The organism is Microbacterium sp. NPDC055442 (assembly GCF_053644215.1).
On sequence record NZ_JBSHLF010000003.1, the window covers coordinates 514,430 to 537,307 of the forward strand.

The 22,878-nt window shown below is 69.0% G+C and carries 24 protein-coding genes; 10 read left to right on the top strand and 14 right to left on the bottom strand.

Translation table 11 applies throughout. The features are described 5' to 3' along the window. Window positions 1-122: 122 nt before the first annotated feature. The 4 genes from ACWIBS_RS09720 to ACWIBS_RS09735 all read right to left on the bottom strand — a co-directional run bounded on the left by ACWIBS_RS09720 (window position 123) and on the right by ACWIBS_RS09735 (window position 4,526). The gene (locus tag ACWIBS_RS09720; protein ID WP_376131035.1) at window positions 123-1,637 is read right to left on the bottom strand and encodes an aldehyde dehydrogenase family protein; all 1,515 of its coding nucleotides are present in this window, start codon (window positions 1,635-1,637) and stop codon (window positions 123-125) included. Beyond that, entirely contained in the window at window positions 1,634-2,401 is a 768-nt protein-coding gene (locus ACWIBS_RS09725) for an SDR family NAD(P)-dependent oxidoreductase (RefSeq protein ID WP_376131032.1), read from the bottom strand. Before ACWIBS_RS09725 ends, ACWIBS_RS09720 begins: the two co-directional genes overlap by 4 nt. Before the next feature lie 107 nt (window positions 2,402-2,508). After that, window positions 2,509-2,994: a pyridoxamine 5'-phosphate oxidase family protein gene (locus tag ACWIBS_RS09730; RefSeq protein WP_376131029.1), complete on the bottom strand. Its 486-nt coding sequence runs from the start codon at window positions 2,992-2,994 to the stop codon at window positions 2,509-2,511. A 56-nt stretch (window positions 2,995-3,050) separates the two neighbouring features. Next, complete coding sequence (locus ACWIBS_RS09735) at window positions 3,051-4,526, bottom strand: aldehyde dehydrogenase (RefSeq protein ID WP_376131026.1); 1,476 nt, start codon at window positions 4,524-4,526, stop codon at window positions 3,051-3,053. 117 nt (window positions 4,527-4,643) lie between these two features. Here ACWIBS_RS09735 and ACWIBS_RS09740 point away from each other — a divergent pair, with 117 nt between their 5' ends. Both ACWIBS_RS09740 and ACWIBS_RS09745 read left to right on the top strand, forming a co-directional pair. Continuing rightward, window positions 4,644-5,204, top strand: a complete 561-nt coding sequence (locus ACWIBS_RS09740; protein WP_376131023.1) for a carboxymuconolactone decarboxylase family protein — start codon at window positions 4,644-4,646, stop codon at window positions 5,202-5,204. Between the two features lie 16 nt (window positions 5,205-5,220). After that, window positions 5,221-5,679: a VOC family protein gene (locus ACWIBS_RS09745; protein ID WP_454136886.1), complete on the top strand. Its 459-nt coding sequence runs from the start codon at window positions 5,221-5,223 to the stop codon at window positions 5,677-5,679. 56 nt (window positions 5,680-5,735) lie between these two features. On the opposite strand, the gene ACWIBS_RS09750 is transcribed toward ACWIBS_RS09745, so the two are convergent. Together ACWIBS_RS09750 and ACWIBS_RS09755 are read right to left on the bottom strand one after the other, a co-directional pair. Further along, window positions 5,736-6,591 (bottom strand): IS5 family transposase gene (locus tag ACWIBS_RS09750; RefSeq protein ID WP_376131037.1). Its coding sequence is split into 2 segments (ribosomal slippage): window positions 5,736-6,272 and window positions 6,274-6,591, totalling 855 coding nucleotides; the frame shifts between segments, so codons are not numbered across the junction. Between the two features lie 87 nt (window positions 6,592-6,678). Further along, window positions 6,679-7,443, bottom strand: coding sequence for an enoyl-CoA hydratase/isomerase family protein (locus ACWIBS_RS09755; protein WP_376131017.1), 765 nt, complete (start codon window positions 7,441-7,443; stop codon window positions 6,679-6,681). A gap of 121 nt (window positions 7,444-7,564) precedes the next feature. Here ACWIBS_RS09755 and ACWIBS_RS09760 point away from each other — a divergent pair, with 121 nt between their 5' ends. Beyond that, on the top strand, window positions 7,565-8,551 hold the full coding sequence (locus ACWIBS_RS09760) for an NADPH:quinone oxidoreductase family protein (RefSeq protein WP_376131014.1): 987 nt from the start codon (window positions 7,565-7,567) through the stop codon (window positions 8,549-8,551). On the opposite strand, the gene ACWIBS_RS09765 is transcribed toward ACWIBS_RS09760, so the two are convergent. Continuing rightward, entirely contained in the window at window positions 8,543-9,367 is an 825-nt protein-coding gene (locus ACWIBS_RS09765; RefSeq protein WP_376131012.1) for a sugar phosphate isomerase/epimerase family protein, read from the bottom strand. The genes ACWIBS_RS09760 and ACWIBS_RS09765 overlap by 9 nt on opposite strands. Before the next feature lie 34 nt (window positions 9,368-9,401). After that, window positions 9,402-10,493 carry a CaiB/BaiF CoA transferase family protein gene (locus tag ACWIBS_RS09770; RefSeq protein WP_376131009.1) on the bottom strand — a complete coding sequence of 364 codons (1,092 nt, stop codon included), beginning with the start codon at window positions 10,491-10,493 and terminating at the stop codon, window positions 9,402-9,404. Between the two features lie 95 nt (window positions 10,494-10,588). Here ACWIBS_RS09770 and ACWIBS_RS09775 point away from each other — a divergent pair, with 95 nt between their 5' ends. Further along, window positions 10,589-12,232, top strand: coding sequence for an AMP-binding protein (locus ACWIBS_RS09775; RefSeq protein ID WP_376131006.1), 1,644 nt, complete (start codon window positions 10,589-10,591; stop codon window positions 12,230-12,232). Between the two features lie 50 nt (window positions 12,233-12,282). Here the strand turns inward: ACWIBS_RS09775 and ACWIBS_RS09780 are convergent, their stop codons facing one another. Genes ACWIBS_RS09780 through ACWIBS_RS09790 form a run of 3 tightly spaced genes read right to left on the bottom strand, consistent with a single transcriptional unit; the run spans window position 12,283 to window position 15,033 of the window. After that, window positions 12,283-13,068, bottom strand: coding sequence for a crotonase/enoyl-CoA hydratase family protein (locus ACWIBS_RS09780; protein ID WP_376131003.1), 786 nt, complete (start codon window positions 13,066-13,068; stop codon window positions 12,283-12,285). Beyond that, a complete protein-coding gene (locus tag ACWIBS_RS09785) occupies window positions 13,065-13,823 on the bottom strand; it encodes an SDR family NAD(P)-dependent oxidoreductase (RefSeq protein ID WP_376131000.1) in 759 nt (252 codons plus the stop codon). Before ACWIBS_RS09785 ends, ACWIBS_RS09780 begins: the two co-directional genes overlap by 4 nt. A gap of 1 nt (window position 13,824) precedes the next feature. Continuing rightward, the gene (locus ACWIBS_RS09790) at window positions 13,825-15,033 is read right to left on the bottom strand and encodes a thiolase family protein (RefSeq protein ID WP_376130997.1); all 1,209 of its coding nucleotides are present in this window, start codon (window positions 15,031-15,033) and stop codon (window positions 13,825-13,827) included. A gap of 116 nt (window positions 15,034-15,149) precedes the next feature. Between ACWIBS_RS09790 and ACWIBS_RS09795 the strand changes: the two genes are divergently transcribed. From ACWIBS_RS09795 to ACWIBS_RS09805, 3 genes are read left to right on the top strand one after another with little or no spacing between them, the layout of a single operon-like run. Continuing rightward, window positions 15,150-16,310, top strand: a complete 1,161-nt coding sequence (locus tag ACWIBS_RS09795) for an acyl-CoA dehydrogenase family protein (RefSeq protein ID WP_376130994.1) — start codon at window positions 15,150-15,152, stop codon at window positions 16,308-16,310. Between the two features lie 37 nt (window positions 16,311-16,347). Continuing rightward, on the top strand, window positions 16,348-17,490 hold the full coding sequence (locus ACWIBS_RS09800; RefSeq protein WP_376130991.1) for an acyl-CoA dehydrogenase family protein: 1,143 nt from the start codon (window positions 16,348-16,350) through the stop codon (window positions 17,488-17,490). Further along, a complete protein-coding gene (locus ACWIBS_RS09805) occupies window positions 17,487-18,278 on the top strand; it encodes an amidohydrolase family protein (protein ID WP_376130988.1) in 792 nt (263 codons plus the stop codon). Before ACWIBS_RS09800 ends, ACWIBS_RS09805 begins: the two co-directional genes overlap by 4 nt. 55 nt (window positions 18,279-18,333) lie before the next feature. Here the strand turns inward: ACWIBS_RS09805 and ACWIBS_RS09810 are convergent, their stop codons facing one another. Beyond that, window positions 18,334-19,065, bottom strand: coding sequence for a FadR/GntR family transcriptional regulator (locus ACWIBS_RS09810; RefSeq protein ID WP_376130481.1), 732 nt, complete (start codon window positions 19,063-19,065; stop codon window positions 18,334-18,336). Between the two features lie 71 nt (window positions 19,066-19,136). Next, window positions 19,137-20,366 carry a CaiB/BaiF CoA transferase family protein gene (locus ACWIBS_RS09815; protein WP_376130478.1) on the bottom strand — a complete coding sequence of 410 codons (1,230 nt, stop codon included), beginning with the start codon at window positions 20,364-20,366 and terminating at the stop codon, window positions 19,137-19,139. Window positions 20,367-20,457: 91 nt separating this feature from the next. Between ACWIBS_RS09815 and ACWIBS_RS09820 the strand changes: the two genes are divergently transcribed. The 3 genes from ACWIBS_RS09820 to ACWIBS_RS09830 are packed head-to-tail and all read left to right on the top strand — an operon-like array spanning window position 20,458 to window position 22,279. Then, window positions 20,458-21,210, top strand: coding sequence for an SDR family NAD(P)-dependent oxidoreductase (locus ACWIBS_RS09820; RefSeq protein WP_376130475.1), 753 nt, complete (start codon window positions 20,458-20,460; stop codon window positions 21,208-21,210). Continuing rightward, window positions 21,207-21,962 carry an enoyl-CoA hydratase/isomerase family protein gene (locus ACWIBS_RS09825; protein ID WP_376130472.1) on the top strand — a complete coding sequence of 252 codons (756 nt, stop codon included), beginning with the start codon at window positions 21,207-21,209 and terminating at the stop codon, window positions 21,960-21,962. The genes ACWIBS_RS09820 and ACWIBS_RS09825 overlap by 4 nt, the downstream gene beginning before the upstream one ends. Beyond that, window positions 21,959-22,279: a LysR family transcriptional regulator gene (locus ACWIBS_RS09830; protein WP_376130470.1), complete on the top strand. Its 321-nt coding sequence runs from the start codon at window positions 21,959-21,961 to the stop codon at window positions 22,277-22,279. Before ACWIBS_RS09825 ends, ACWIBS_RS09830 begins: the two co-directional genes overlap by 4 nt. On the opposite strand, the gene ACWIBS_RS09835 is transcribed toward ACWIBS_RS09830, so the two are convergent. After that, on the bottom strand, window positions 22,261-22,806 hold the full coding sequence (locus ACWIBS_RS09835; protein WP_376130467.1) for a DUF488 domain-containing protein: 546 nt from the start codon (window positions 22,804-22,806) through the stop codon (window positions 22,261-22,263). The two genes, ACWIBS_RS09830 and ACWIBS_RS09835, sit on opposite strands and share 19 nt — an antisense overlap. Window positions 22,807-22,878: the final 72 nt, after the last annotated feature.

The window sequence follows — 22,878 nt, forward strand, 5'->3', positions numbered from 1 at the left end:
TCCGTCAGCACGGGGCCGCCCGCGAGAGCGGGCGGCCCCGTGCTGTCCCACCCGAACGGAACGAACGCACGAGGGGCCGTCCGCCGAAGCGGACGGCCCCTCGTGCGTTCAGGAGGAAGGGCTCAGCGGATGGGCCACTGGATGTGCTTGACCTGGAAGAACTCCTGGAAGCCGTCGGCTCCCATCTCCCGTCCATAGCCCGACAGCTTGAAGCCGCCCCAGGGTGCGTCCGGGCGCATGTAGCCGCCGCCGTTGATCGACACGGCTCCCGTGCGCAGTCGCGTGGCCACGCCGTACGCCTCCGTGGGGTCTCCGTACACGGCGGCGTGGAGTCCGTAAGGTGAGTCGTGGGCGATGTCGATCGCCTCCTCGACGGTGTCGTAGGGGATGAGGACGCCCACGGGCCCGAAGAGCTCTTCGCGGGCGATCTCCCACGTGTTGTCCACGGCGCCGACGACGGTCGGGTTGTAGAAGTAGCCGTCCAGGCCCTCCGTCGCGCCACCGCCCGCGATGATCTCCGCCCCGCTGTCGACCGCGCGGTCCACGAAGCCTGCGACGAACTGACGCTGCTCCTCGCGGATGAGCGGTCCGAGGTGGTTCTCCTCATCCCAGGGCAGGCCGACCTTGAGGTTGCCGACGAAGCGCTGGATGCTGCCGGCGAAGTCGTCGTACTGGGCGCGGGGAACGAGCATGCGGGTCGTGGATCCGCAGCCCTGGCCGGAGTTGCGTGCGAACCGCATGATGGAGGGCTCCACGATCGCGTCGAAGTCCGAGACGGTGGGAAGCAGGATGTTCGCCGACTTGCCGCCGAGCTCGAGGATCGTCTTCTTCGTCGTCTCGGCCGCGGCGCGCTGGATCGCCTTGCCCACCTTGAGCGAGCCCGTGAACATGACCATGTCGACGGCGGGATCCGTTGTGAGGACCTCGCCGACGTCACCCAGTCCCGAGACGAAGTTGACGACGCCCATCGGGATGTCGGCCATCTCGACGAGCTTCATGAGAGCGCGCGTGGACAGCGGGGTGCGCTCGGACGACTTGAACACGAGCGTGCAGCCGGCGGCGAGGCCGGGGCCCAGCTTCCACACGACGGAGTTGATGGGGAAGTTGTAGCCCGTGATGCCGGCGACGACGCCCGCGGGCACGCGCTGGAGGACGGAGCTGGAGGCAGGAGCCTGGAAGCTCGGCAGGAGCGGCTCCTCGTAACCGCCACGGGGTCCCTTGAGCGCCATATCGGCCGCCCAGCGGATGTTCGCGACGGGCATCGAGACCTGCATCCCGCGCGCGAGCGCGACGGGGGTGCCCACCTCGGTGATGATGATCTCGACGAGCTCGTCGTAGTACTCGTCCATGAGGTCGGCGAGGCGGTTGAGCGCCGCGGCGCGATACGCCGGCGTCGAGCGGCCCCACGGCCCCTTGTCGAAGGCTTCGCGGGCTGCGCGCACGGCGCGACGGGCCTGATCGGGCGTCGCGTGCGGGTCGCTGCGGAGCACGCCGCCGGTGGAGGGGTTCAGGACGGTGTTGATCTCGGAGGACTGGCCCTCCTCCCATTCGCCGCCGATCCAGTTGAGGGGGCCCTCAATGAGCGCCCGTGCCGAGGCGCTCAGGTTGTCGAGGGTTTCGAATGCCGTGATCGTCATGCCAGCAGGCCTCCGTCCAGGGGGAGCGCGGTCCCGGTGATCCAGCTTGCATCATCGCTCGCGAGGAACGCGGCGGCGGCGGCGACCTCGTCCGGCGAACCGGCGCGTCCCAGCGGCACGTTGCGGGCGAAGTCGTTCTTGACGGCCTCGATGTCGGCGCCGGCCTCGCGGCCGAAGAACTCCGAGAGCATCGGCGTCTCGATCATGGCGGGGAGGATGGCGTTGGAGCGGATGCCCTCGGGGCCGAGGCGCTTGGCGACGGCCTTCATGAAGACCGTGATGCCGCCCTTCGCGAGAGAGTACAGCGGGCTGAACGGGGAGCCGACCTGGCCCGACGTCGACGACGTGAAGATGATGGATGCCTTCGGAGCGGCCTTGCGCAGCAGCGGCGTGGCGTACTGCGTCGCGAAGAACGCGCTGCGCAGGTTGATGTCCATCGCCTTCTCGTACTGCTCGGGGGTGACCTCCAGGCCGGGCGCGCCCGGGATGCCGGCGTGGTTGTACAGGACGTGGAGGATCCCGAACTCGTTCTCGATCCACGTGAACGTGTCCTGGATCGCCGAGACGTCGCTGACGTCGAGGCGGCGCGCCGTGGCAGTGCCGCCCGCGGCGATGATCTCGTCGGCGACGGCCTGCGCGGCCTGCTCGTCGAGGTCGGTGACGAGGACGTGGGCGCCTTCGCTCCCGAATCGGAGGGCGCCTGCGCGGCCCATCCCGGAGCCCGCAGCGGTGATGAGGGCGATGCGGCCGTCGAGTCTCTTCATTGAATCTCTCCTCCTTGGGCGATCATCCAGCGATGATGAAGCCGTCCCAATCTATGATTATAGAAATAAGAGTATGCATCGTTCGATGCGTGCGCAAGACGCCGGGCTCATCGCCCGCCGCGCCCGTCACCGGCCAGACGAAGCGAGTTGTGGCTGGCGACGACCCTCGTGGGGCGGAAGCTGATGGCGACGCGGCCCGGAACGCGGAGCGCGTGGAGGAAGCCCTCTTCCGCGCCGGGCGTCAGGCGGGCCGCGATCTTGCGAAGCGCCGGCTCGGCGGCTTCCGTCTCGGTGTGCAGTGTCGCCACTCCGCGCAGAGAGAGCATCTTCCGACCGGGCAGTGCCGTGCCCGCGTTCGAGACGACGATGCCGACGGACGGGTCCCGCTGGATCGCGCGCACGTGCACACGCCCCTGCACGCTGGTCAGCCAGAGCAGGTCGCCGTCGTAGGCGAAGCTCAGCACCGTGCCGCTGGGGGCGCCGTCCTCGTCCGTAAAGACGAGGGTGCATTCGGACTGCGTGAGCAGGAGTTCCTCCTGGTCGCGCCGGTCCAGCCTTGCGCCGCGGAGGTCTTGGAGATCGGGGGAGGTCATCGGGCTCCTGGCGTGGGGATGGTGGCGGCGCCCGTGGGGCGCCGCCACCGGGGCGCTCATGCGGGCAGCGATGCGCCCTGGATCAGCTTCGACTCGACGAAGCCCGACAGGCCCTCGACGTTGCCTTCGCGTCCGAGTCCGGACTGCTTGAAGCCGCCGAACGGCTCCGTCACGCACATGTCCCACGCGTTGATCGACATTTGGCCGGTCCGCACGCGTCGTGCGATGTCCTCGGCCAGGGCTGTGTCGCGCGCGTAGACGGCGCCGGACAGGCCGTAGATCGTGCCGTTGGCGATCTCGACGGCCTCATCGATCGAGTCGAACGGGATGACCGTCACGACGGGCCCGAAGATCTCCTCCTGCGCGATCCGCATGTCGGGGGTGACATCGGCGAAGAGCGTCGGCTGGACGTAGAAGCCCGTCGGGAGATCGGCCGGCGCGGCGCCGCCGGTGACGAGGCGGGCGCCCTCCGCCTTGCCGATCTCGACGTACTCCAGCACACGCTCGCGCTGGCGGGCGGAGACGAGCGGGCCGAGGATCGTGTCGGGCTCACGCGGGTCGCCCACCTTGACCGACTCGTAGACGGTCTTCAGTGCCTGGACGACCTCTTCCTGGCGCTCCCTCGGCACGAGAATCCGGGTGATCGCGGCGCAGACCTGACCGCTGTGGCCGATGCCGGCGAAGGCGAGACCGACGAGGAAGTCCTCGAGGGGGATGTCGTCCGCGATGATTCCCGCCGACTTTCCGCCCAGCTCCAGCGTCACCCGTGCGATGCGCTCGGCGCACAGCGCCATGAGGCGGCGGCCGACTGCCGTCGAACCCGTGAACGTGATCTTGTCGACCGCGGGGTGGGTGACCAGGTGCTCGGACTCTTCGCGCTGCGCGGGGAGGATGCTCACGACGCCTTCGGGCAGACCCGCGGCCTCGATCGCCTCGGCGAGCATGAGGATCTCGACGGCGCACTCCGGGGCCGGCTTGAGGATGACGGTGCACCCGGCGGCGAGTGCGGGTGCGATCTTGAGCGCGGCGGTTGCGACCGGGCCGTTCCAAGGGATGATCACGCCGACGACGCCGATCGGCTCGCGGACGATGTAGCCGCTGCCGCCCTCCCACGAGCGGGCCTCGGTCCAGGCGAAGCGATCGGCCAGCGTCGAGGCGTCGTCGAACATCTTCAGCGCGTTGTTCGTGAACGCGACGGCGGCGCCCGGCGCGGCGCCGATCTCGGCGGTGAACGCGTCGACGAGCTCGGGCACGCGCTGGGCGATCTCCTCGCGGATGCGCACCAGGTACGTCGCGCGCTCCTGGGGCGACATGCGCGGCCACGGGCCGTGGTCGAACGCCTTGCGCGCCGCGGCGACGGCGCGGTCGATGTCGCCAGGCTGCGCTGCCGGAGTGGTCGCGATGACCTCCTCCGTGATGGGGGAGACGATCTCGATGACGGCATCGCTGGAAGGCTCCGTCCAGGACCCGCCGATGTACAGCTTGTCGAAGCTGCGCAGGGTTGCGGGAGCGATGTCTGCTGCGTGGGACAAAAGGAACCTCCGTTGGCTGCCTTCGGGTGCGCCAGTCGGGTTCTGGCGCCATGCGTAAAAGCATGCTAATAGTTGTCATGAAGTTAGCAGGAGTCATTCAAGGACGAAAGGACCCTGATGAGCCGGATTAAACCCGCATCCGCAGAGGTGTACGAGCCGCTGTTCGGAGCGGACGCGCCGCTGCGACAGCGCGTCTACGCCAACGCCCCCCGCCTTGCCGGGCCGTTCCGACAGTTCGCCGACACGCTCATGCGTGAATCGACGATCAGCGGCCGTCTCATGGAGATGCTCCGCCTGCGCGTAGCCTTTCACAATCAGTGCCGCAGCTGCATGTCGCTGCGCTACTCCGTCGGCTCGGAGGAGCCGCTCGCAGAGGGCGTCGTCTGCTCGCTGGAGCGACCCGAGGAGGCCGCGGACGTCACCGAGGCGGAGCGCGCCGCGCTGCGGTACGCCGATCTCCTCGCGACGGATCATCTCGCGATCGACGACGCGGTGTTCGATGAGCTGCGCCGCCACTTCTCGGAGCCCGAGATCATGGAGATCTGCTTCAACGTCGCGCTGTTCGTGGGTTTCGGCCGCATGGCTGCCTCTCTCGACATGACGGATGACCTTCCCGACGACTACCGGGCATCGGGACGCATCGCGCCGTGGGCGCTTCAGCCGCACTCGGTTCTCTGAGTGCGGGCGTGCTCGCATGGGTGCGCAGTTGAGGTTCTGGCATGTCGGGCTCGCGGTGGCCAGCATGTCACGCAGCATCGCGTTCTACTGTGATGGGCTGGGGATGCAGATCCGCCGGCGCGCATCGCTGAGTCCTGCCGCGACCGCTGTCTGGGGAACCGACGGCGGCGCCAGCGGCGACGTCGTCTTCCTGGGTCTCGACGGCGGTCCGGAGATCCTCGAGCTGATCGAGGTCGAGGGGCTGGATCGGGTGGATGCGTCATCCCGGCCATGGGATATCGCGTCGGCCCACTTCGCCCTGGAGACGGACGACCTCGGCGCGCTCTTCGACCGCATGGTCGCCGCCGGCTACTCCGCCCGCTCGTCGAGCCCGGTGGTCGCCGCCAGCGGGGTGCTCGCGGGCGGAAGCGCGGTGTACTTCGTGGATCCCGACGGGTTCCACGTCGAAGTGGTCCAGCGTCCGCCCGGGGTCTAGCAGTACGCGGTTCGGTTCGTCCGGCGCGTAGGCAGCAGGGGCGGCAGAACTCGTCGCTAGGCCGTGTTGATCAAGTCTGATTTGATCCAGATCAGCGTGGCGGCGAGGCTGACGGCGGCGCGGTAGCTGCGGACGAGTTTGTCGGAGCGCATCGCGATGCCGTGCCACTGCTTGAGCTTGTTGAAGCAGCGTTCGACGACGTTACGGCCCTTGTAGCGCTCCTGCTGCTGGTCGCCGAAGTCGATCGGACGGCCCGGCTTCTTGCGGCGGTGTGCGATCTGGTCGTCGCGCTCTGGGATGGTCGCCGCGATCCTGCGGTCGCGCAGCCAGGCTCGGTTCGCCTTCGACGGGTAGCCCTTGTCGGCGAGCACACGGTCGGGGCGGGTGCGGGGCCGGCCCTTCCCGTGGCGGGGCACGCGGATGTCCTCGAGCACGGCGGTCATCATCGTGGTGTCGTTGATGTTCCCGCCGGTGATCATCATCCCCAGCGGCCGACCGCGACCGTCGCAGACCAGGTGCAGCTTGGTCGTCAGCCCGCCGCGAGAGCGGCCGATCCCGTGATCAGGCGGCTCGAACCATGGATTCTTGGGATTCGGCAGAGCCCCCTGTGTCCCGGGCGAGTGTCGCGCCGTGCTGATGCACACGCGCAATCGTGGAATCGATCGAGACGACCCAGTCGATCTTGCCAGCGGCGTCGGCCTGCTTCTGCACCTCGGCCAGCAGCTTCGCCCAGGTGCCGTCCTCGGCCCACCGGTTGAACCGCTTGTAGATCGAGTTCCACTTCCCGAACCGCTCCGGGACATCCCGCCACGGCGCCCCGGTCCGGTACTTCCACGCCATCCCCTCGACAGCGAGCCGGTGATCCGTCCACGGCCTCGACCGCCCCGTCACCGTCGGCATCAACGGCTCCATCACAGCCCACACATCGTCAGAGATCTCCTGCCGCGTCACCGTTCAAGACTCACCCAGCCGGGAGCGAAACCACTTGATCAACACGGCCTAGGCCTTTCCGCGGAAGTTCGGCTTCCGCTTCTCGAGGAACGCGCGAGCGCCCTCGACCATGTCGTGCCCGCCGATGGCCTGGACGAGCATCGCGAGGCCCGACCGCATGTTGTCACCCGCGGCGTTCCACCACACGTTCGAGCTCACCTTGACGATCTCCAGCGATCGGGGGCTCAGCTCGTGGATCTCGGCGAGCCAGCGCTCGACGGCGGCCTCCAGTCCGTCGTCCTCGGTCACCTCGTTGATCAGTCCCCAGGAGAGTGCCTGGTCGGCGGAGTAGCGGCGGCACATCATCGCCATCTCCTTGGCGCGCTTCTCGCCGATCTGGATGGGCAGGAGGTTCGTCGCACCGAGCACGGGCGCCGACCCCACGCGGGGTCCGGTCTGGCCGAAGGTCGAGCGGCGTGTCGCGATGGCGAAATCGCACGCGATGACCAGTTCGTTGCCGCCGCCGGCTGCGGGGCCGTCGACGGCGGCGATGACGGGGCGCGGGCAATCGCGGATCGCTTCGACCAGGCGCAGCGAGCTGGCGAAGAGCGCGCGGATCGTCTCGGGGTCGGCCGATTCCAGGTTCGCGAGGTAGCCGCCGGCGCAGAAGGAGCCGCCGGAGCCCGTCAGGACCACGGCTTCGAACGGTGAGGCGGTGATGAACGCCTCGGTCATCGCCGCGGCCATCTCGCGGTCGTAGGCGTTGCGGCGCTCAGGGCGGTTGATGCGGATCCAGCGGACGCCGCCACGGTCTTCGACTTCGATGTCTGCCATGGTTCGTCGTCCTCTCGCCGGTGGCCGCGTTCCGAGCTTGTCAGGGCTGCGCGGCCGGATCAATTGATGATTATCATAGTGATCAGAAGGGGTTGGTGCGACTCATGCGTGGAGTGTCCGAATGAGGGCGGCCCGCGTCGTCCGGCTGACGGGGCCGTCCGGCGTCGAGGTCGCCGATGTTCCGGTGCCCGTTGCATCCGAGGGCGCGTCTCGCGTCGCCGTCCGTGCGGTCGGACTCTCCTACCCTGATCTGCTGATGTCCTACGGGAAATATCAGGCGCGACCCGACCTGCCGTTCGTGACGGGCGTGGACGTCGCCGGAACGCTGCTGGATGACGCGCCCGCCCAGGGGCTCCGTGCCGGAGACCGCGTGGCCGCGCCCCTCTCCCACGGGGGTGCGGCGGAGGTCGTGCTCGTGCCGGCGGAGCGACTGCTTGCGCTCCCCGCCGGAATCGGGTTCGCCGACGCGGCGGGGATGCCCCTGTCCTTCCTCACCGCGCACTTCGCGCTCGGTTGTCGTGCCGATCTGCGCCGCGGTGAGTGGCTTCTCGTCACGGGCGCCGCCGGCGCGGTCGGCAGCGCCGCGGTTCAGGTGGCCAAGGCGATGGGGGCCCGGGTCGTCGCCGCGGTGTCCTCGCCCGACTCCGCCGCGTTCGTGCGCGGGTTCGGTGCGGATGAGGTCGTCGTCGGCGTCGATGCCGCGCAGGTGCGAGAGATCGCCGACGGTGCGGGTGTGGGGGTCGTCCTCGATGTCGTCGGCACGGAGGAGGTCGTGCTCGAGGGCCTTCGGTCGCTGCGCACGGGCGGCCGGCTGCTGACGGTGGGCTATGTGGGCGGGGCCATCCCCGCAGTTCGCCTGAACCGCCTGCTCCTCAACAACATCGATGTGCGCGGCGTCGCGTGGGGTCCGTACTCCCGCGCGAACCCGGGGTACGCCCAGAGCCAGTGGGCCGACATCATGCGATGGGTCCAGGAGGGACGGATCCTCCCGAGCCCCGTCCTCGTGCGGCCGCTGGAACAGGCCGCAGAGGCCCTGCGCGACATCGAATCTCGTCGCGTGCGCGGGAGGATCGTGCTGGCGGTGGACTCCGGCCCTCGCTCAGAGTGAGGCCAGGAGCCCCGTCAGTGCGGCGCGGGTCTTCTCGGCCACGACGCGGGTCTCCAGAGGGCGCAGCTCGTCCGAGAGCACTTCCATCCCGATCGGCGCGGTCACGGACTTCTCCGCGAGAGCCGACAGCAGTGCCGCGAGGTCGAACTCGCCCGCGCCGGGAAGGCGGCGACGGTGGAAGGTGTCCTCCAGCTCGGTCCCGCGCGCATCCAGCGGCCCGTCGCTGAGCTGGATCACCGGAATCCGGTCGCCGGGAAGCTCGGCGAGCTGCTCCAGCGTGCTGCCCCCGCGGAAGAAGTGCCACGTGTCGATGACGACGCCGCCGTTGGGCTCCCCGGCGGCTTCGACGATGCGCCACGCGTCCTGCACCGTGCGGGTGTCCGTCCAGGGGAGGAACTCCAGAGCGACCCGCAGGCCGTGCTCCGCCGCGCGTCGGCAGACGCCCGCGAACCTCTCCGCGACGGTGTCCAGACCCGCATCGAGCGGACCGCCGATCACCATCATGTGGCGCCCGCCGAGCGCCTCCTTGAGGCGGAACAGCGAGGCCTCGTGGGCGAGCGACTTGTCGTTGGCGCCGTCGGGGAGCCACCAATCCGAGAGGAAGCCGATCTCGAAGAGCTCGAGGGAGCGCTCGGCGAAGGCGCTGCGGATCGAGGGGATCGTCATGCCCTCCTGCAGTGCGCGGGCCACATGGCCCGGTCGCAGCCCGATGCCGTCGTAGCCGGCGGCGTGCGCGCTGTCCATGCGGTCCATGAGTGATGCGCCGTCGATCGTGGACGCGCACAGGAATGCTTCCTGGAAAGGCTGGATGCTCACGGGTGAACCTTCTCTCGGTGTCGATGTCATGGTGCTAGGCCCACCGCTGCGCGACGGCGCGCGGGGAGATCCCGGGCTCATCGGGGCGCGTGGGTGCGTCGAGTGTGGAGCGCGAGAACTGCGGGGTCGGCGCCGCCAGCGGAGTCTGCGTGCCGACGAAGGCGCCGCGTTCCCGCGCGTGCGCATCCTCGAGGGCCTCCGCGAAGGTCAGCACGGGAGTGACGCAGGCGTCGGTGCCCGCCGCGCGCGCGGCCCACTCGTCACGCGGGCGCGACGCGAGCGCCTCTCCGATGGCGTCGCGCCATGCCGCCCAGCCCGCGGGGTCGTACTGATCGGCCAGGGGCGCGGGATCGATTTCGAGCAGCGCCACCAGTTCCGCGAAGAACTTGCGCTCGATCGCGCCGATGGCGACGAAGCGACCGTCGGCGCAGCGGTAGGTGGCGTAGAAGGGGGCGCCGCCGTCGAGCAGGTTCGCGCCTCGCTCATCCGACCAGCGGCCGACGCCCCGCAGTGCCCAGATCTTCTGCGCGACCATGCCGATCCCGTCCACCATCGCCATGTCGACGACCTGGCCGCGTCCGGATGATGCGCGCTCGACGAGGGCGCTGACGATTCCCAGTGCGAGGGGGAGCGAGCCTCCGGCGTAGTCGCCGAGCAGTGTGAGCGGTACGGGGGGCGGTGTGCCGGGGTGTCCGATCGCGTGCAGGATGCCCGTCACGGCGAGATAGTTCAGGTCGTGCCCGGCCTCGGCCGAGCGCGGACCCTCCCGGCCCCACCCGGTCATGCGGCCGTACACGAGGCGCGGATTGAGCTCGGCGACGGCGTCGGGGCCGAAGCCGAGCCGTTCCATCACACCGGGACGGAAGCCTTCGATGAGGACGTCCGCGCGCGCGATGAGCTCGCCCAGCTCGCGGATGCCGTCCGGGCTCTTCAGGTCGACGCGGGTGTGGGTGCGGCTACGCAGCACGGGGTCGACATCCCCCGCGAGCTCTGCCATCGCGCTGCCGGTGGGGCGGGCGACGCGCACGACGTCGGCACCGAGGTCCGCCAGGAGCATGCCGGCGTGCGGGATCGGACCGAGGCCCGCCATCTCGAGGACCCGGATGCCCTGCAGGGGACCTGGCATTGATGCTCCCGTCGTCGCAAAACTATGATTATGGAAATCATGGTATTTTGACGACTGTGAACACCGCAAGGTAGCGGGCGAGCCCAGGAGAATCGATGAAGACGTACCCCGGACTGACTATCCCGTTCTCGAACCCCGAGGACTGGAGCATCCAGAAGGTGCTGCGCCACCAGGCGTCCGTGCGCCCCGACAGCACGTATCTCGTTGCGCCCGAGGAGGGGGTCGAGTTGACCTTCGCCGAGACGCTCGCCGCCGCGGAGGCCTTCGCGACGACGATCTACGCGGCCGGCGGCGCGTACGGCGACCGTGTCCTGATCCAGGCCAAGAACAGCTCGGAACTCGTCCTGAGCTGGTTCGGGTCCGGTGTGGGCGGGCTCGTCGAGGTCCCGATCAACACGGCCTACGAACTGGACTTCCTGGCCCACCAGGTCCGCACGTCCGAGCCGCGCTGGGTCGTCGTCGATTCGACCTTCGCGCACCGCTTCCCCCCGGTCAAGGACGCGTGCGGCGGCGTCGAGAAGTTCTGGGTGATCGACGACGGAGAGCTCGACAGCGCGCTCGCCGTGCTGCGCGAAGCAGGGTGGGAGGCGGAGTCCTTCGACGATCTGCGCGTTCGGCGCGATGTCGAACTGCCCGACGTCACGGCGCGCGACCTCGGCGCCATCTTCTTCACGAGCGGCACGACAGGTCCCTCCAAGGGCGTCGCCATGCCGCACGCGCAGTTCTACTTCGACGCTGTCGAATGCATGAACCTCACGCAGCTCACTCCCGAAGACACCTACATGGTGACCACGCCGCTCTTCCACGGCAATGCGCAGTGGCTCGCGGCCTACCCCGCCCTCGTGGCGGGCGCCCGCTTCGTCATGTACCGCCGATTCAGTGCCTCTCGCTGGATCGACTGGGTCCGTGAGAACGGCGTGACGGTCACGAACTTCCTCGGCGTCATGATGGACTTCGTCTGGAAGCAGCCGGTCCGCGACAACGATGCCGACAACAGCCTGCGCTGCATCTTCGCGGCCCCCACGGCCAGTTCGATCGCGGGAGGGTTCGCCGAGCGGTTCGGCGTGGAGGCCTTCGTCGAGGTCTTCGGCCTGACCGAGGTGTCGATGCCGATCCTGTCCCCGTACGGGATGGAGCGCCCCCCGGGCGCGGCCGGGCTGCAGGTGTCGGAGTGGTTCGACGTGCAGCTGGTGGATCCCGAGACCGACATCGAGGTGCCCATCGGCGAGGTCGGCGAGCTCGTCGTGCGCCCCAAGCACCCCTTCACGCTGAGCTCCGGTTACTACGGCGCCCCCGAGAAGACCGTCGAAGCATGGCGGAACCTCTGGTTCCACACCGGCGACGCGCTGCGCAAGGACGAGGGCGGCTGGTACTACTTCGTCGACCGCTACAAGGATGCGCTGCGCCGCCGCGGGGAGAACATCAGCTCCTACGAGGTCGAGCAGGGCATCCTCGCTCATCCTGCCGTCCTGGAGTGCGCCGTCATCGCCGTGCCGGCGGCGTTCGAGGGTGGCGAGGACGAAGTGATGGCGTGCCTCGTCCTGTCCGGACCCGTCGACGTCACCGAACTCTGGGAGTTCGCCGCCGGCCGGGTGCCCGCGTTCGCCGTCCCCCGCTACATCCGCATCCTGTCGGCTCTGCCCAAGACACCTTCTGAGAAGGTGCAGAAGGCGGAACTGCGCAAGGACGGGATCACTCCGGACACGCACGACCGCGAGGCGCTCGTCTCCGCGAACTGACGCACGAAGAAGGGCCCCGCCTCGGCGGGGCCCTTCTTCGTGCGCTCAGATCAGGATGCTGTCCAGACGGGCGAGCGCTTCTCGGCGAAGGCGCGGGCGCCTTCCTTCGCGTCGTCGGACTCCCGGATGCGCTGGACGATGGGGTGCTGCCGCGTGAACATCTCGTCCGCGGGCCAGTCCGGCGACTCGCGGATGATGCGCTTGCTGGTCGCGACGGCCAGCGGCGCGTTGGCGGCGATCGTGGCGGCGAGTTCGCGCGCGGCATCCAGCGCGCCGCCCGCGGCGGTGACGGTCGTCACGAGCCCCAGATCCTGCGCCTCGGTGGCAGGAAGCGGCCTGCCGGTGAGGATGAGCTCCATCGCCCGGTGGTACGGGATGCGGCGCGGAAGGCGCAGGAGCCCCCCCGCGTTCGCGGTCAGGCCCCGCTTGACCTCGGGCAGCCCGAACGTGGCCGTGTCGGCGGCGACGATGAGGTCGCTTGCCAGGGCGAGTTCGAACCCGCCGCCCAGGGCCCAGCCCTCGACGGCCGCGATGAGGGGCTTGGCGGGCGTCTGCTCGACGAGTCCGCCGAACCCCCGCCCCTCGATGATGGGGATCTCGCCCCGGGAGAAGCCCTTGAGGTCCATGCCGGCGCAGAACGTGCCGCCCGCTCCCGTGAGCACCGCGACGCGCAACTCGGGCCGCGCGTCGAACTCCTCGAACGCGGCGGCGAGCCGCGTCGCGAGCTCCAGGGACATCGCGTTTCGCGCCGCGGGCCGGTTCATCGTCAGGACGAGGACGCCGTCGGTCTCCTCGCGCAGCAGGACCTCGTCCGCTGCAGCCTGCTCCGCGGTCATCGCGGTGCCATCCGGATCGCGCCGTCGAGTCTGATCGTCTCGCCGTTGATCATCTGGTTCTCGATCATGAGGGCTGCGAGCGAGGCGAACTCCTCGGGATGCCCCAGCCGCGCGGGGTGCGGAACGGTCTTGGCGAGCGAATCGCGCACGTCCTGCGACAGCCTCGCGAGGATCGGGGTGTCGAAGGTGCCCGGGGCGATCGTCGCGACGCGGATGAGCTTGCTCGCCAGGTCGCGCGCCGCGACGAGGGTCATGCCGACGATGCCGGCCTTGGCCGAGGCGTAGGGGATCTGGCCGATCTGGCCTTCCCATGCGGCGACCGATGCCGTGAGGATGCAGACGCCGCGTTCGCCGTCCACCGGGTCGTTCTTCGCCATGCGCGCGGCGGCGAGTCGCAGCACATTGAAGGTTCCGATGAGGTTCACCCGCACGACCGTCTCGTACAGCTCGAGGTCGCCCGGGTTCCCGTCGCGGTCCACCAGGCGCAGCGCGCCGCCGCGTCCCGCGCAGTGCACGAGGGAGCGGAGCGGGGCGACCGCTTCGGCGGCGTCGAGCGCCGCTTCGACCTGCTCGGGCGAGGTCACGTCAGCGGGGGCGAAGGTGCCGCCGAGCTCGGCCGCCCGCTCCTCGCCGGCCGAGGAGGGCAGGTCGAGCAGCACGACGTGCGCCCCCTTGGCTGCGAGGGCCTGAGCCGTCGCCAGGCCGAGGCCCGAGGCTCCCCCCGTGATCACTGCCGATGTGCCGTTCACATCCATGTCATGCTCCTTCCATGCGGCGACCTGCGTCGAGCCGCTCGATGATGGTGGCGTTCGCCATGCCGCCCGCCTCGCACATGAGCTGGAGCCCATAGCGGCCGCCCGTGTCCTCGAGGGCGTGCAGCATCGTGGTCATGATGCGCGCACCGGACGCGCCGAGGGGGTGCCCGAGCGCGATCGCGCCGCCCCGGGGGTTCACCTTCGCGGGGTCCACGTCGAACTCGCGCATCCACGCGAGCGGGACCGAGGCGAAGGCCTCATTGATCTCGATGTGGTCGATGTCGTCGATCGTGAGTCCGGCCCGCCGCAGCACGAGGTGCGTCGCGGGGATCGGGGCGGTCAGCATGAGCAGGGGGTCATCGCCGACCGCCGTGACCGTGTGCACCCGCGCGCGGGGGATGCGGCCGTGGGCGGCGGCGCGCTCGGCGCTCATGATGAGCAGGGCCGACGCGCCGTCGGTGATCTGCGAGGAGTTTCCCGCGGTGACACCCCAGGCGACATCGGGGAAGCGAGCGGCGAGGTCGTCGGTGCGGAAGACGGTGTCCAGGGTCGCGAGACGCTCGAGCGTCGTATCGGCGCGGACCGTGCTGTCGTGCGTGACGAGCCCGTCCGGGGTCATGACGGGAACGATCTCGCGGGAGAAGTCCGTCGCGGCGGCGCGCTGGTGCGAGCTCAGCGCGAGCGCATCCATCTCTTCGCGCGAGATGCCCCATTTCTCCGCGACGAGTTCGGCCGACACGCCCTGCGAGGTCAGGCCGGGCGCGTAGCGCTCGGCGATCCCCTGACCGTACGGGTCTGCGCCGGCGCGCGCTGAGCCCATCGGCACGCGGCTCATCGACTCCACGCCCCCCGCGATGATGATGTCGGCGTGGTCGGCGAGGATCGCCTGCGCGGCGAAGCTGACGGCCTGCTGGCTCGATCCGCACTTGCGGTCGATCGTGGCGGCGGGGACGTGGGCCGGGTAGCCGGCGGCCAGCCACGCCATGCGGCCGGGGGTCGCGGACTGCTCGCCCGTCTGCGAGACGCAGCCGATCAGGACGTCGTCGACGGTGGCGGGGTCGAGGCCGTTGCGCTCGACGAGATGCTGCAGCGTTTGGGCGAGCAGATCGACGGGATGCACGCCGGAGAGCGCCCCGCCGGCCTTTCCGCGCGCGATGGGCGTGCGGACGGCGTCGACGATGACGACATCGCGGTTAGAGGCTATTGTCATGGGAATTGTTTATCATGATATACAGTTATTGAGAACGTAATCCTTGCGCATCATTCGCCTGGTGGGCATGATTCACGGTAACTGACAACAAACTACGGAGCAGGAGCGTGATGTCGATGTCGATGATCACGGTTGACGAATTGCAGGAGATTCGCAAGCTCGCGGCTGCGGTCGCGCACGATGTCTACGCGCCGATCGCCGAGGATCTGGACGTGACACGCACGCCGATCACGGTCGAGCAGCGCAAGGCCCTGGGTGAGCTCGGATTCCTGGGCATCGCCCACGAGGAGCAGTACGGGGGATCCGGTTCGCCCTTCTCTCACGCGCTCGCCGTGATCGAGGAGTTCGCGAAGGTCTGCCGTCCGGCGGCCTTCCAGATCTTCGAGGCCAACACCGGTCCCGCCCAGGTCATCGCGCGTCTGGCGACCCCGGAGCAGCGTGAGCGGTGGCTGCCGGACATCATCAGCGGTGAGCGGACGATGGCGGTCGCCATCAGTGAGCCGGATGCCGGTTCCGCGGCGACCGACATGAAGACGACGGCGCGCGAGACCGACGGGGGCGTCGTCCTCAACGGCACGAAGCGCTGGATCTCCAATGGCGGCGAGGCCGATCTCTACCTCGTCTACGCGCGTCTCACCGATGCGCCCGGCTCGAAGGGCATCGGCGCTGTCGTCGTGGAGAAGGGCACCCCCGGACTCAGCTTCGGCCTCTCGGAGCGACTCATGGGCTTCCGCGGCATCCCGTCCGCCGATGTCATCCTCGACAACGTCGTCGTCCCGAAGGAGAACATCGTCGTTCCCGCCGGCGACTTCAAGAAGCTCTTCGGCGTCTTCTCGGTGGAACGTCTCGGCAATGCGACGATGAGCCTCGCACTCGGACAGGCCGCGCTGGAGAAGAGCGTCGCCTACGCGCAGCAGCGCAAGGCGTTCGGCAAGGACATCATCGAGTTCCAGACGATCCAGACGATGCTCGCCGACATGCTGCTGCAGGTCGAGGGCTCGCGCCTGCTGATCGAGCGCGCCGCGGCCACCGCCGACGAGGGCATCCCCAACGCGCTCTACGTGTCGCTGGCCAAGTGCACGGCCAACGAGATGGCCAAGCGCGTCACCGATCTCGCCATCCAGGTCCACGGCGGCAACGGGTACACCGAGGAGTACGGGCTCGAGCGACTCCACCGCGACTCCCACGGCTGGGCGATCGCCGGCGGCACGCCCGCCATGCAGCGCACCCGCATCGTGTCCGAACTCACCGGCCGCCGCTTCGACCAGCGCGGATAGCCTGGGCCCGGACCTCCACCCCGAAAGGCATCTCGCTGTGACAGAGAAGTTGTTCGCCCTCGACGAGGCGCACGAGCGGATCCGCGAAGCGGCTCGAGCCCTCGCTGCCGACGTGGCGCCGTTCGCCGGCGAAGCCGATGAGGCGACGGATGTGCATCCCGCCACGCTGGAGGCCCTCCAGCGCAGCGGCCTGGCCGCATTCGTCGTCCCGGCGGCGTTCGGCGGCCGAGACGTGACGCTGGATCCGCTGACGATCGCGATCATCCGAGAGCAGGCGATGGGCGTCTCGGCTCACCTCGACTCGCTCTTCGGGATGCAGGGCGTCGGCAGCTATGCGCTGAGCATCGGCGGCAGCGACGAACTGCGCCGCGAATGGCTGCCCAAGGTCGCCCGCGTCCAGGCGATCCCCTCGATCGCCCTGACCGAGCCGGAGATCGGGTCGGACCTGCGCGGCATCACGACGACGATCACGCAGGACGGCGATGTCCTTCGGATCTCGGGGCGCAAGGCCTTCATCACGAACGCCGGTGCCGCCGACTTCGCCTGCGTGCTCGGCAAGGAGGGCGACGGCTTCTCGATGGCCCTCGTCCCCACCGGCACGCCGGGGCTGACCATCACGAGCGGCCCCGACATCATGGCCCCGCACATCATCGGCGAACTGCACTTCGACGACGTCGTGGTGCCTGCCTCCCATCGCCTGGGCGAGCCGGGCAAGGCCTTCTCGCTCATGCTGCAGACGCTCGCGGTGTTCCGCGTCTCCGTCGCGGGGTCCGCGGTGGGCCTTGCTCAGGCCGCGCTGAACGAGGCGGTCGCGCACGCGACGACGCGCGAGCAGTTCGGGAAGCCGCTCATGGCTCTCGGGTCGATCTCGCAGTCGCTCGCGCTGAGCTGGGCGGAGATCGAAGCCGCACGGGCGCTCACCTACCGCGCGGCGGCGCTCGCGGCATCCAACCCCCTCGCCCACATCGCCGACACGTCGATGGCCAAGGTCATCGCGACCGAGACCGCCGGACGCGTCGTCGACCGTGCGGTGCAGGCGATGGGCCGATTCGGGCTCGTGCGCGGCAGCACGATCGAGCGGCTCTACCGCAACGCGCGCCCCGTCCGCATCTACGAGGGATCCACCGAGGTCCTGCTCGACTCGCTGGCCCGTCAGCTCGCCAAACGGAGCACGACATGATCATCGATGCGCACACGCACGTCTGGCCCGACGCGATCGCCGAGAAGGCGCTGACGGGAAATCCCGTGCCGGGGCTCGAGCCGCGCGGCACGGGCACCGTGGGGGGCCTCGATCTGTCGATGCAGGCCACCGGCGTGACGATGAGCTGCTGCCTGGGGATCGCGAACGAGGCGCGCCATGTCGACCGGGTGAACGAGTTTGTCGCGGGGCTGGTCTCGCCCACACGCTTCGGCTTCGGCACCGTCCACGTCGACCTCCCCGTCGAGGAGAACATGGCCAGTCTTGCGCGCCACGGCGTGACGGCGGTCAAGCTCCACCCCCTGTTCCAGAGGTTCGCCCTCGACGACCGGCGGCTGTGGGACATCCTCGACGCCTTCGGTGAGGACATCGCCGTCATCACCCACGTGGGTGCCGGCGGCGACGCCTACACGAACAGCCTCTCCAGCCCCGGCATGATCGCCGCGATCGCGAAGCAGTTCCCGCGACTGAGGCTGATGGCCTGCCACTTCGGCGGATACAAGATCCTCGACGACGCAGAGGAGATGCTCGCCGGTGCGGACATCGTGCTGGAGACCTCCTGGCCGCCGTCGCTGAACACGCTGCGCCCCGAGCGTGTGCGCGCCCTCATCAAGAAGCACGGTGCCGAGCGCGTCGTCTTCGGGTCGGATTGGCCGATGACCGATCCGGCGACCGAGATCGCGGCGATCCAGGCGCTGGGCCTGACCGACGACGAGACCAAGCTGGTCCTGGGTGGCACGATGGCGCGGATGCTGCGCCTGGACGTCTGAGACGCAACGAGAAAGGGGCCGCTCCGAGGAGCGGCCCCTTTCTCGTTGCGTGACGTCAGGTCCAGCTGATCGGAGCCTCGACGATCTGCGGGTACTTCGCCTCGATGTAGCGCGTGTACTCGTCGATGTGCTCGCGCATCGAATCCGCCGCGGCGGTCGGATCGTGCGCGGCGAGGGCCGCGTAGATCCGGCTGTGCGCCTGGTGCACCGCGAGGCGTCGGTGCTTGGGGTACTCGATGCCGATCGAGGTGCCGTCGAGGATGCCCGTGAGCGCGTCGATCATGTGCGCGAACAGGCTGTTGCCCGACGAGTGGGCGATGAGGTCGTGGAACTCCTGATTGGTCGCGGCGAAGACGTCACTGTCATCGATCCCTGCGACCATGCGGTCCAGATTGTCCTTGAGCGCGGCCAGGTCCTCGTCCGAGACCCGCCGTGCGGCCAGCCGGGACATCGCGGGCTCGAGCGTGCCGCGTGCCTCGACGATGTTGCGGTAGGGGGCGTTCTCCATCTGCATCAGCAGCGAGATGGCGGTCGCGAGGCCGGCGCCGTTGGGAGCCTCGACGACGGGCCCCCCGCCGGGCCCGGGCTTGAGGGAGATCAGTCCCTGGAGCTCGAGGTAGCGAAGCGACTCACGCAATGTCCCGCGCCCGATCTGATACTGCTCGAGCATCGCCTTCTCCGGAGGGAGACGGTCGCCGGGGACATTTCCGCGACGCTGGATGTCGGCAACGATCTGTTGCGCGACGAGCAGCGCCGTCTTCTGTGGCCGCAATGTGGTGTGGTTCATAAGCGGTCCTTCATGTTCTTTCGCGTGTGCGCGAAGTTTGGGCCAATGGTACGCATAGTTGGGCGAGACGCTCAGGGAGTTGTGGAAACTGCTGCGGTTTCCGAGATGATCCCCGCTGCTGCCAGTCGCCCGAGCTCATCGGCCTGCATGCCCAGCCGCTCGCGCAGAACATCGCCGGTGTGCTCGCCGACGCTCGCGATGCCGTCATAGGCAGGTCCAGAATATCCGTCGACGTGGAGCACCGGTCCCGGCATCTTCGCGGGCCCGAGGATCGTGCCGGCGATGTCGACGAGCGTCCGCTCGAGGAAGTGCGGATCGGCGACGATGTCGCTCGAATCGTTGACGGCCGCCGCGACCACCTCGTACTCCTCGAGGATGGCGAGCACCTGGTCGCGGGGGCGCGATCGCACCCAGTCGCGCACGACTTCCTGGAGGGAGTCGTTGTTGCGCATGCGGGCATCGTTCGTGGCGTAGCGCTCGTCGGTCTTGAACTCGGGGACGCCCATGGCGTCGAACAGGCGCATCGCGATCGTCTGGGCCGAGGCGGCGATCGAGAGCCACCCGCCGTCGGCCGCCTGGTAGATGCCGCGCGGGGAGGCGGCGCCGGAGGTATTGCCCTGCCGCGTCATGATCGTGCCGGTCGCGGTGTAGTTGAGCAGCGCGTCGCCGAGGATGAACATGAGCGGCTCGTAGAGTGCGATGTCCACGACCGAGCCGGCGCCCGTGACGCTGCGGCGGTAGAGCGCCATCGCGGCGCCGAACGCAGCCGAGATGCCGGCGATCGAGTCGGCGAAGCCGAACGGCGGCGCCGTCGGGGGAGTGTCGGGCCAGCCGTTGAGGAACGCGAAGCCGCTGGCCGTCTCGGCGACGGTGCCGAACCCGGGGCGCTCGCGGTAGGGGCCCGTCTGCCCGAAGCCGCTGATGCGTGCCATGATCAGCCCGGGGTTGTCTGCCGAGAGGGAGGCGTAGTCCATGCCCCACTTCTCCAGGCGCCCCGGGCGGAAGGACTCGATGACGATGTCCGACTGGGCGATGAGGGAGCGGACGATCTCCTGCCCCTGCGTGGAGCGCAGATCGATGCCGACCGAGCGCTTGCCGGAGTTGATGCGCACGAAGCCGAGAGAGAGCCCGTCCTTCTGGGGCTGCCACTGGCGCGCCATGTCGCCGTTGGTGGGGTCCTCGACCTTGACGACGTCCGCCCCGAAGTCGCGGAGCATGCGCCCGGCTGTGGGGGCGGCGTACATCGCGCCCAGTTCCAGTACGCGAACGCCTGCCAGGGGCGCGCCATTGGTCTCTGACATCGCTTCTCCTCGATCCTCACCGGTGAACACCGATCACTGCTAATAATGATAGTAATAGATTCGAGTAGGTTCGCGACTCCGAGGAGACTCCATGAACGACATCTTCGATCTTTCCGGCAAGGTCGCTCTCGTGACGGGCGGCAGCCGCGGCCTCGGGCTCGCGATGTCGCGGGCACTCGCCGCAGCCGGAGCCGACATCGTGATCGCGAGCCGCGACGGCGACGCGTGCGAGGCTGCCGCGGCGCAGATCGCGGGCGAGACCGGCCGCACCGCGCTGGGCGTCGGCGCCCACGTCGGTAAGTGGGATGACCTTCCCGCGCTCGTCGACACGGCCTACGACCGGTTCGGCAAGATCGACATCCTGATCAACAACGCCGGGATGTCGCCGCTGTACGACTCGATCGGATCGGTCACCGAAGCGCTGTTCGACAAGGTCTTCGATGTCAACCTCAAAGGCCCGTTCCGCCTTTCCGCGCTCATCGGTGAGCGCATGTTCGCGGCAGGTTCGGGGTCGATCATCAATATCTCGAGCGCGGCGTCGTACCGCGCCCGGGCACACAATCTGCCGTACGCCATGGCCAAAGCGGGCCTGAACTCCATGACGGTCGGGCTGGCGCACGCCTTCGCCCCCGTCGTCCGCGTCAACACGATCGTCGCCGGCACGTTCCTGACGGACGTGTCCAAGGCGTGGGACATGGAGGCCTTCCAGCGCCGCGCCGAGGCCTTCGCCGCCCGCAGGGGCGGTCAGCCCGACGAGATCATCGGGGCTGCGCTCTACCTCGCCAGCGACGCGGCGTCGTACACGACGGCATCGACGCTCACCGTCGACGGCGGCCAGCCATGACATCCGTCGCACTCGAGATCGACGCAGGCGTCGCGACGCTGACGCTGAGCCGGCCCGCGACGCTCAACGCCTTCGACCTCGATCTCGCGGCGGAGCTTGTCGCCGCCGTCGCTGACGTCGCGCGCTCGGACGCCGAGGTGGTGATCCTCGCCGGTGAAGGCCGCGCATTCAGTGCGGGCGGCGACGTCCGTGCGATGGCGGGTTCGGGGGATCCGGCGCAGTACCTGCGAGAGCTCACCCGCGACATCCATGCGGCCCTCGCGGCGCTTCGCGAACTGCCGATCCCGGTGATCGCTCGCGTCCACGGCGCAGTCGCCGGAGGGGGGCTCGGACTCGTGCTGGCCGCCGACATCGTCGTGGCTGGTGCCGACGCGACCTTCACCGCGGCCTACGGTGCGATCGGACTGTCGCCGGACTGCGGGGTGACCGCGCTTCTTCCCGACATCATCGGCGCGGGCAGGGCGCGCGCATTCCTCGTCGGTGGTCGTCGCATCGACGCGGCAACCGCGATGCAATGGGGACTCGTCCACACACTCGTGCTTGCCGAGGGCCTCGATGAAGCGGTGGCGGAGGCCGTCGAGAATGCGCGGCGTGCGGGGTCTGCCTCGGTCGCCGCGACGAAGGCGCTGCTGTCGGGCTCGGGGTACCGCGAGCATATGGAGCGCGAGGCGACCGTGATCAGCTACCTCGCAGGCACGACGGCAGCTGCCCGGATCGCTGCTTTCGCCGGAGCCGCCGGGAACAGGTCATGATCGCGGATCTGTCGGTGATGAAGACATTCGTCTCGGTTGTGGATCAGGGCTCGGTAGTCGGTGCGGCGAAGGCCCTCGGATACTCTCCCGCCGCGGTGTCGAGACAGATGGGATGGCTTCAGCGCAGGCTGGGCGTACGCCTGTTTGTGCCGGTGGGGCGCTCGATCGAGCCGACGGCGCCGGCGCTGGAATTTGTGCAGCGTTGTCGCGAGGTGGTCGAGGAGGTCAGACGCTTCGAGTCGTATGCACGTGACTTCGCGTCCGCCGAGGGAGCAACCACCCAAGGACAGGCCGCCTATCAACCGCAGCCCGGGTAGGTGACGCGGCCGTTCGAGTCGATCACGGCTCCGGCCGTCAGAGTCGCCGGCGTGATCTTCGCGCCGATGATGTTCCGTACCTCATCGCCGGCGGCGAGCACATGATCGGCGACGATGCGGCGGTGGCAGCGCCACCACACCGCCTCTGAGCACATGATCGCGGTGGGTCGCTCGCGGGCGCGCCCGCGCAGCTGCTCGAGCGCGTCGTGGAATTCGTCTGTGAGAGCCCAATCGGCGTAGTTGTGGAAGCTGCGGTTCTGCCAGAACGCGTTGACGTTGCGCGGCACATCCTTCGAGGTCGATCGCCGGCCCGTGAGCGCCTTGGCCCAGTCGTAGCCGATGCCCGCCGTTTCGAGTCGCTTCGTCAGTGGGTCCTGGTCGAAGTGCGGATGCGCCCGTGATCCGGGCAATCGACGGATGTCGACGAGCAGTTCCACACCGGCACCCTCGAGCACCTCGATGAACTCGTCGGAGGACAGATCGGAGTGTCCCACGGTGAACAGGGGCGGTGTTGCGGCCTGAGCCATGCGGCCAGGTTACGTGTTTCCCGCCCCGCGAGTGACAGGTCGACCGCCTATTTACTAGGTCTTCCATGTAAA

Excerpts from the sequence above, each read along its gene's own strand:
- ACWIBS_RS09825 (WP_376130472.1), top strand. The coding sequence starts at position 21,207 with ATGACATCCGTCGCACTCGAGATCGACGCAGGCGTCGCGACGCTGACG.
- ACWIBS_RS09730 (WP_376131029.1), bottom strand. The coding sequence starts at position 2,994 with ATGACCTCCCCCGATCTCCAAGACCTCCGCGGCGCAAGGCTGGACCGG.
- ACWIBS_RS09790 (WP_376130997.1), bottom strand. The coding sequence starts at position 15,033 with ATGACAATAGCCTCTAACCGCGATGTCGTCATCGTCGACGCCGTCCGC.
- ACWIBS_RS09785 (WP_376131000.1), bottom strand. The coding sequence starts at position 13,823 with ATGGATGTGAACGGCACATCGGCAGTGATCACGGGGGGAGCCTCGGGC.
- ACWIBS_RS09760 (WP_376131014.1), top strand. The coding sequence starts at position 7,565 with ATGAGGGCGGCCCGCGTCGTCCGGCTGACGGGGCCGTCCGGCGTCGAG.
- ACWIBS_RS09780 (WP_376131003.1), bottom strand. The coding sequence starts at position 13,068 with ATGACCGCGGAGCAGGCTGCAGCGGACGAGGTCCTGCTGCGCGAGGAG.
- ACWIBS_RS09820 (WP_376130475.1), top strand. The coding sequence starts at position 20,458 with ATGAACGACATCTTCGATCTTTCCGGCAAGGTCGCTCTCGTGACGGGC.
- ACWIBS_RS09720 (WP_376131035.1), bottom strand. The coding sequence starts at position 1,637 with ATGACGATCACGGCATTCGAAACCCTCGACAACCTGAGCGCCTCGGCA.
- ACWIBS_RS09740 (WP_376131023.1), top strand. The coding sequence starts at position 4,644 with ATGAGCCGGATTAAACCCGCATCCGCAGAGGTGTACGAGCCGCTGTTC.
- ACWIBS_RS09755 (WP_376131017.1), bottom strand. The coding sequence starts at position 7,443 with ATGGCAGACATCGAAGTCGAAGACCGTGGCGGCGTCCGCTGGATCCGC.
- ACWIBS_RS09830 (WP_376130470.1), top strand. The coding sequence starts at position 21,959 with ATGATCGCGGATCTGTCGGTGATGAAGACATTCGTCTCGGTTGTGGAT.
- ACWIBS_RS09775 (WP_376131006.1), top strand. The coding sequence starts at position 10,589 with ATGAAGACGTACCCCGGACTGACTATCCCGTTCTCGAACCCCGAGGAC.
- ACWIBS_RS09745 (WP_454136886.1), top strand. The coding sequence starts at position 5,221 with ATGGGTGCGCAGTTGAGGTTCTGGCATGTCGGGCTCGCGGTGGCCAGC.
- ACWIBS_RS09835 (WP_376130467.1), bottom strand. The coding sequence starts at position 22,806 with ATGGCTCAGGCCGCAACACCGCCCCTGTTCACCGTGGGACACTCCGAT.
- ACWIBS_RS09815 (WP_376130478.1), bottom strand. The coding sequence starts at position 20,366 with ATGTCAGAGACCAATGGCGCGCCCCTGGCAGGCGTTCGCGTACTGGAA.
- ACWIBS_RS09770 (WP_376131009.1), bottom strand. The coding sequence starts at position 10,493 with ATGCCAGGTCCCCTGCAGGGCATCCGGGTCCTCGAGATGGCGGGCCTC.
- ACWIBS_RS09795 (WP_376130994.1), top strand. The coding sequence starts at position 15,150 with ATGTCGATGATCACGGTTGACGAATTGCAGGAGATTCGCAAGCTCGCG.
- ACWIBS_RS09725 (WP_376131032.1), bottom strand. The coding sequence starts at position 2,401 with ATGAAGAGACTCGACGGCCGCATCGCCCTCATCACCGCTGCGGGCTCC.
- ACWIBS_RS09810 (WP_376130481.1), bottom strand. The coding sequence starts at position 19,065 with ATGAACCACACCACATTGCGGCCACAGAAGACGGCGCTGCTCGTCGCG.
- ACWIBS_RS09805 (WP_376130988.1), top strand. The coding sequence starts at position 17,487 with ATGATCATCGATGCGCACACGCACGTCTGGCCCGACGCGATCGCCGAG.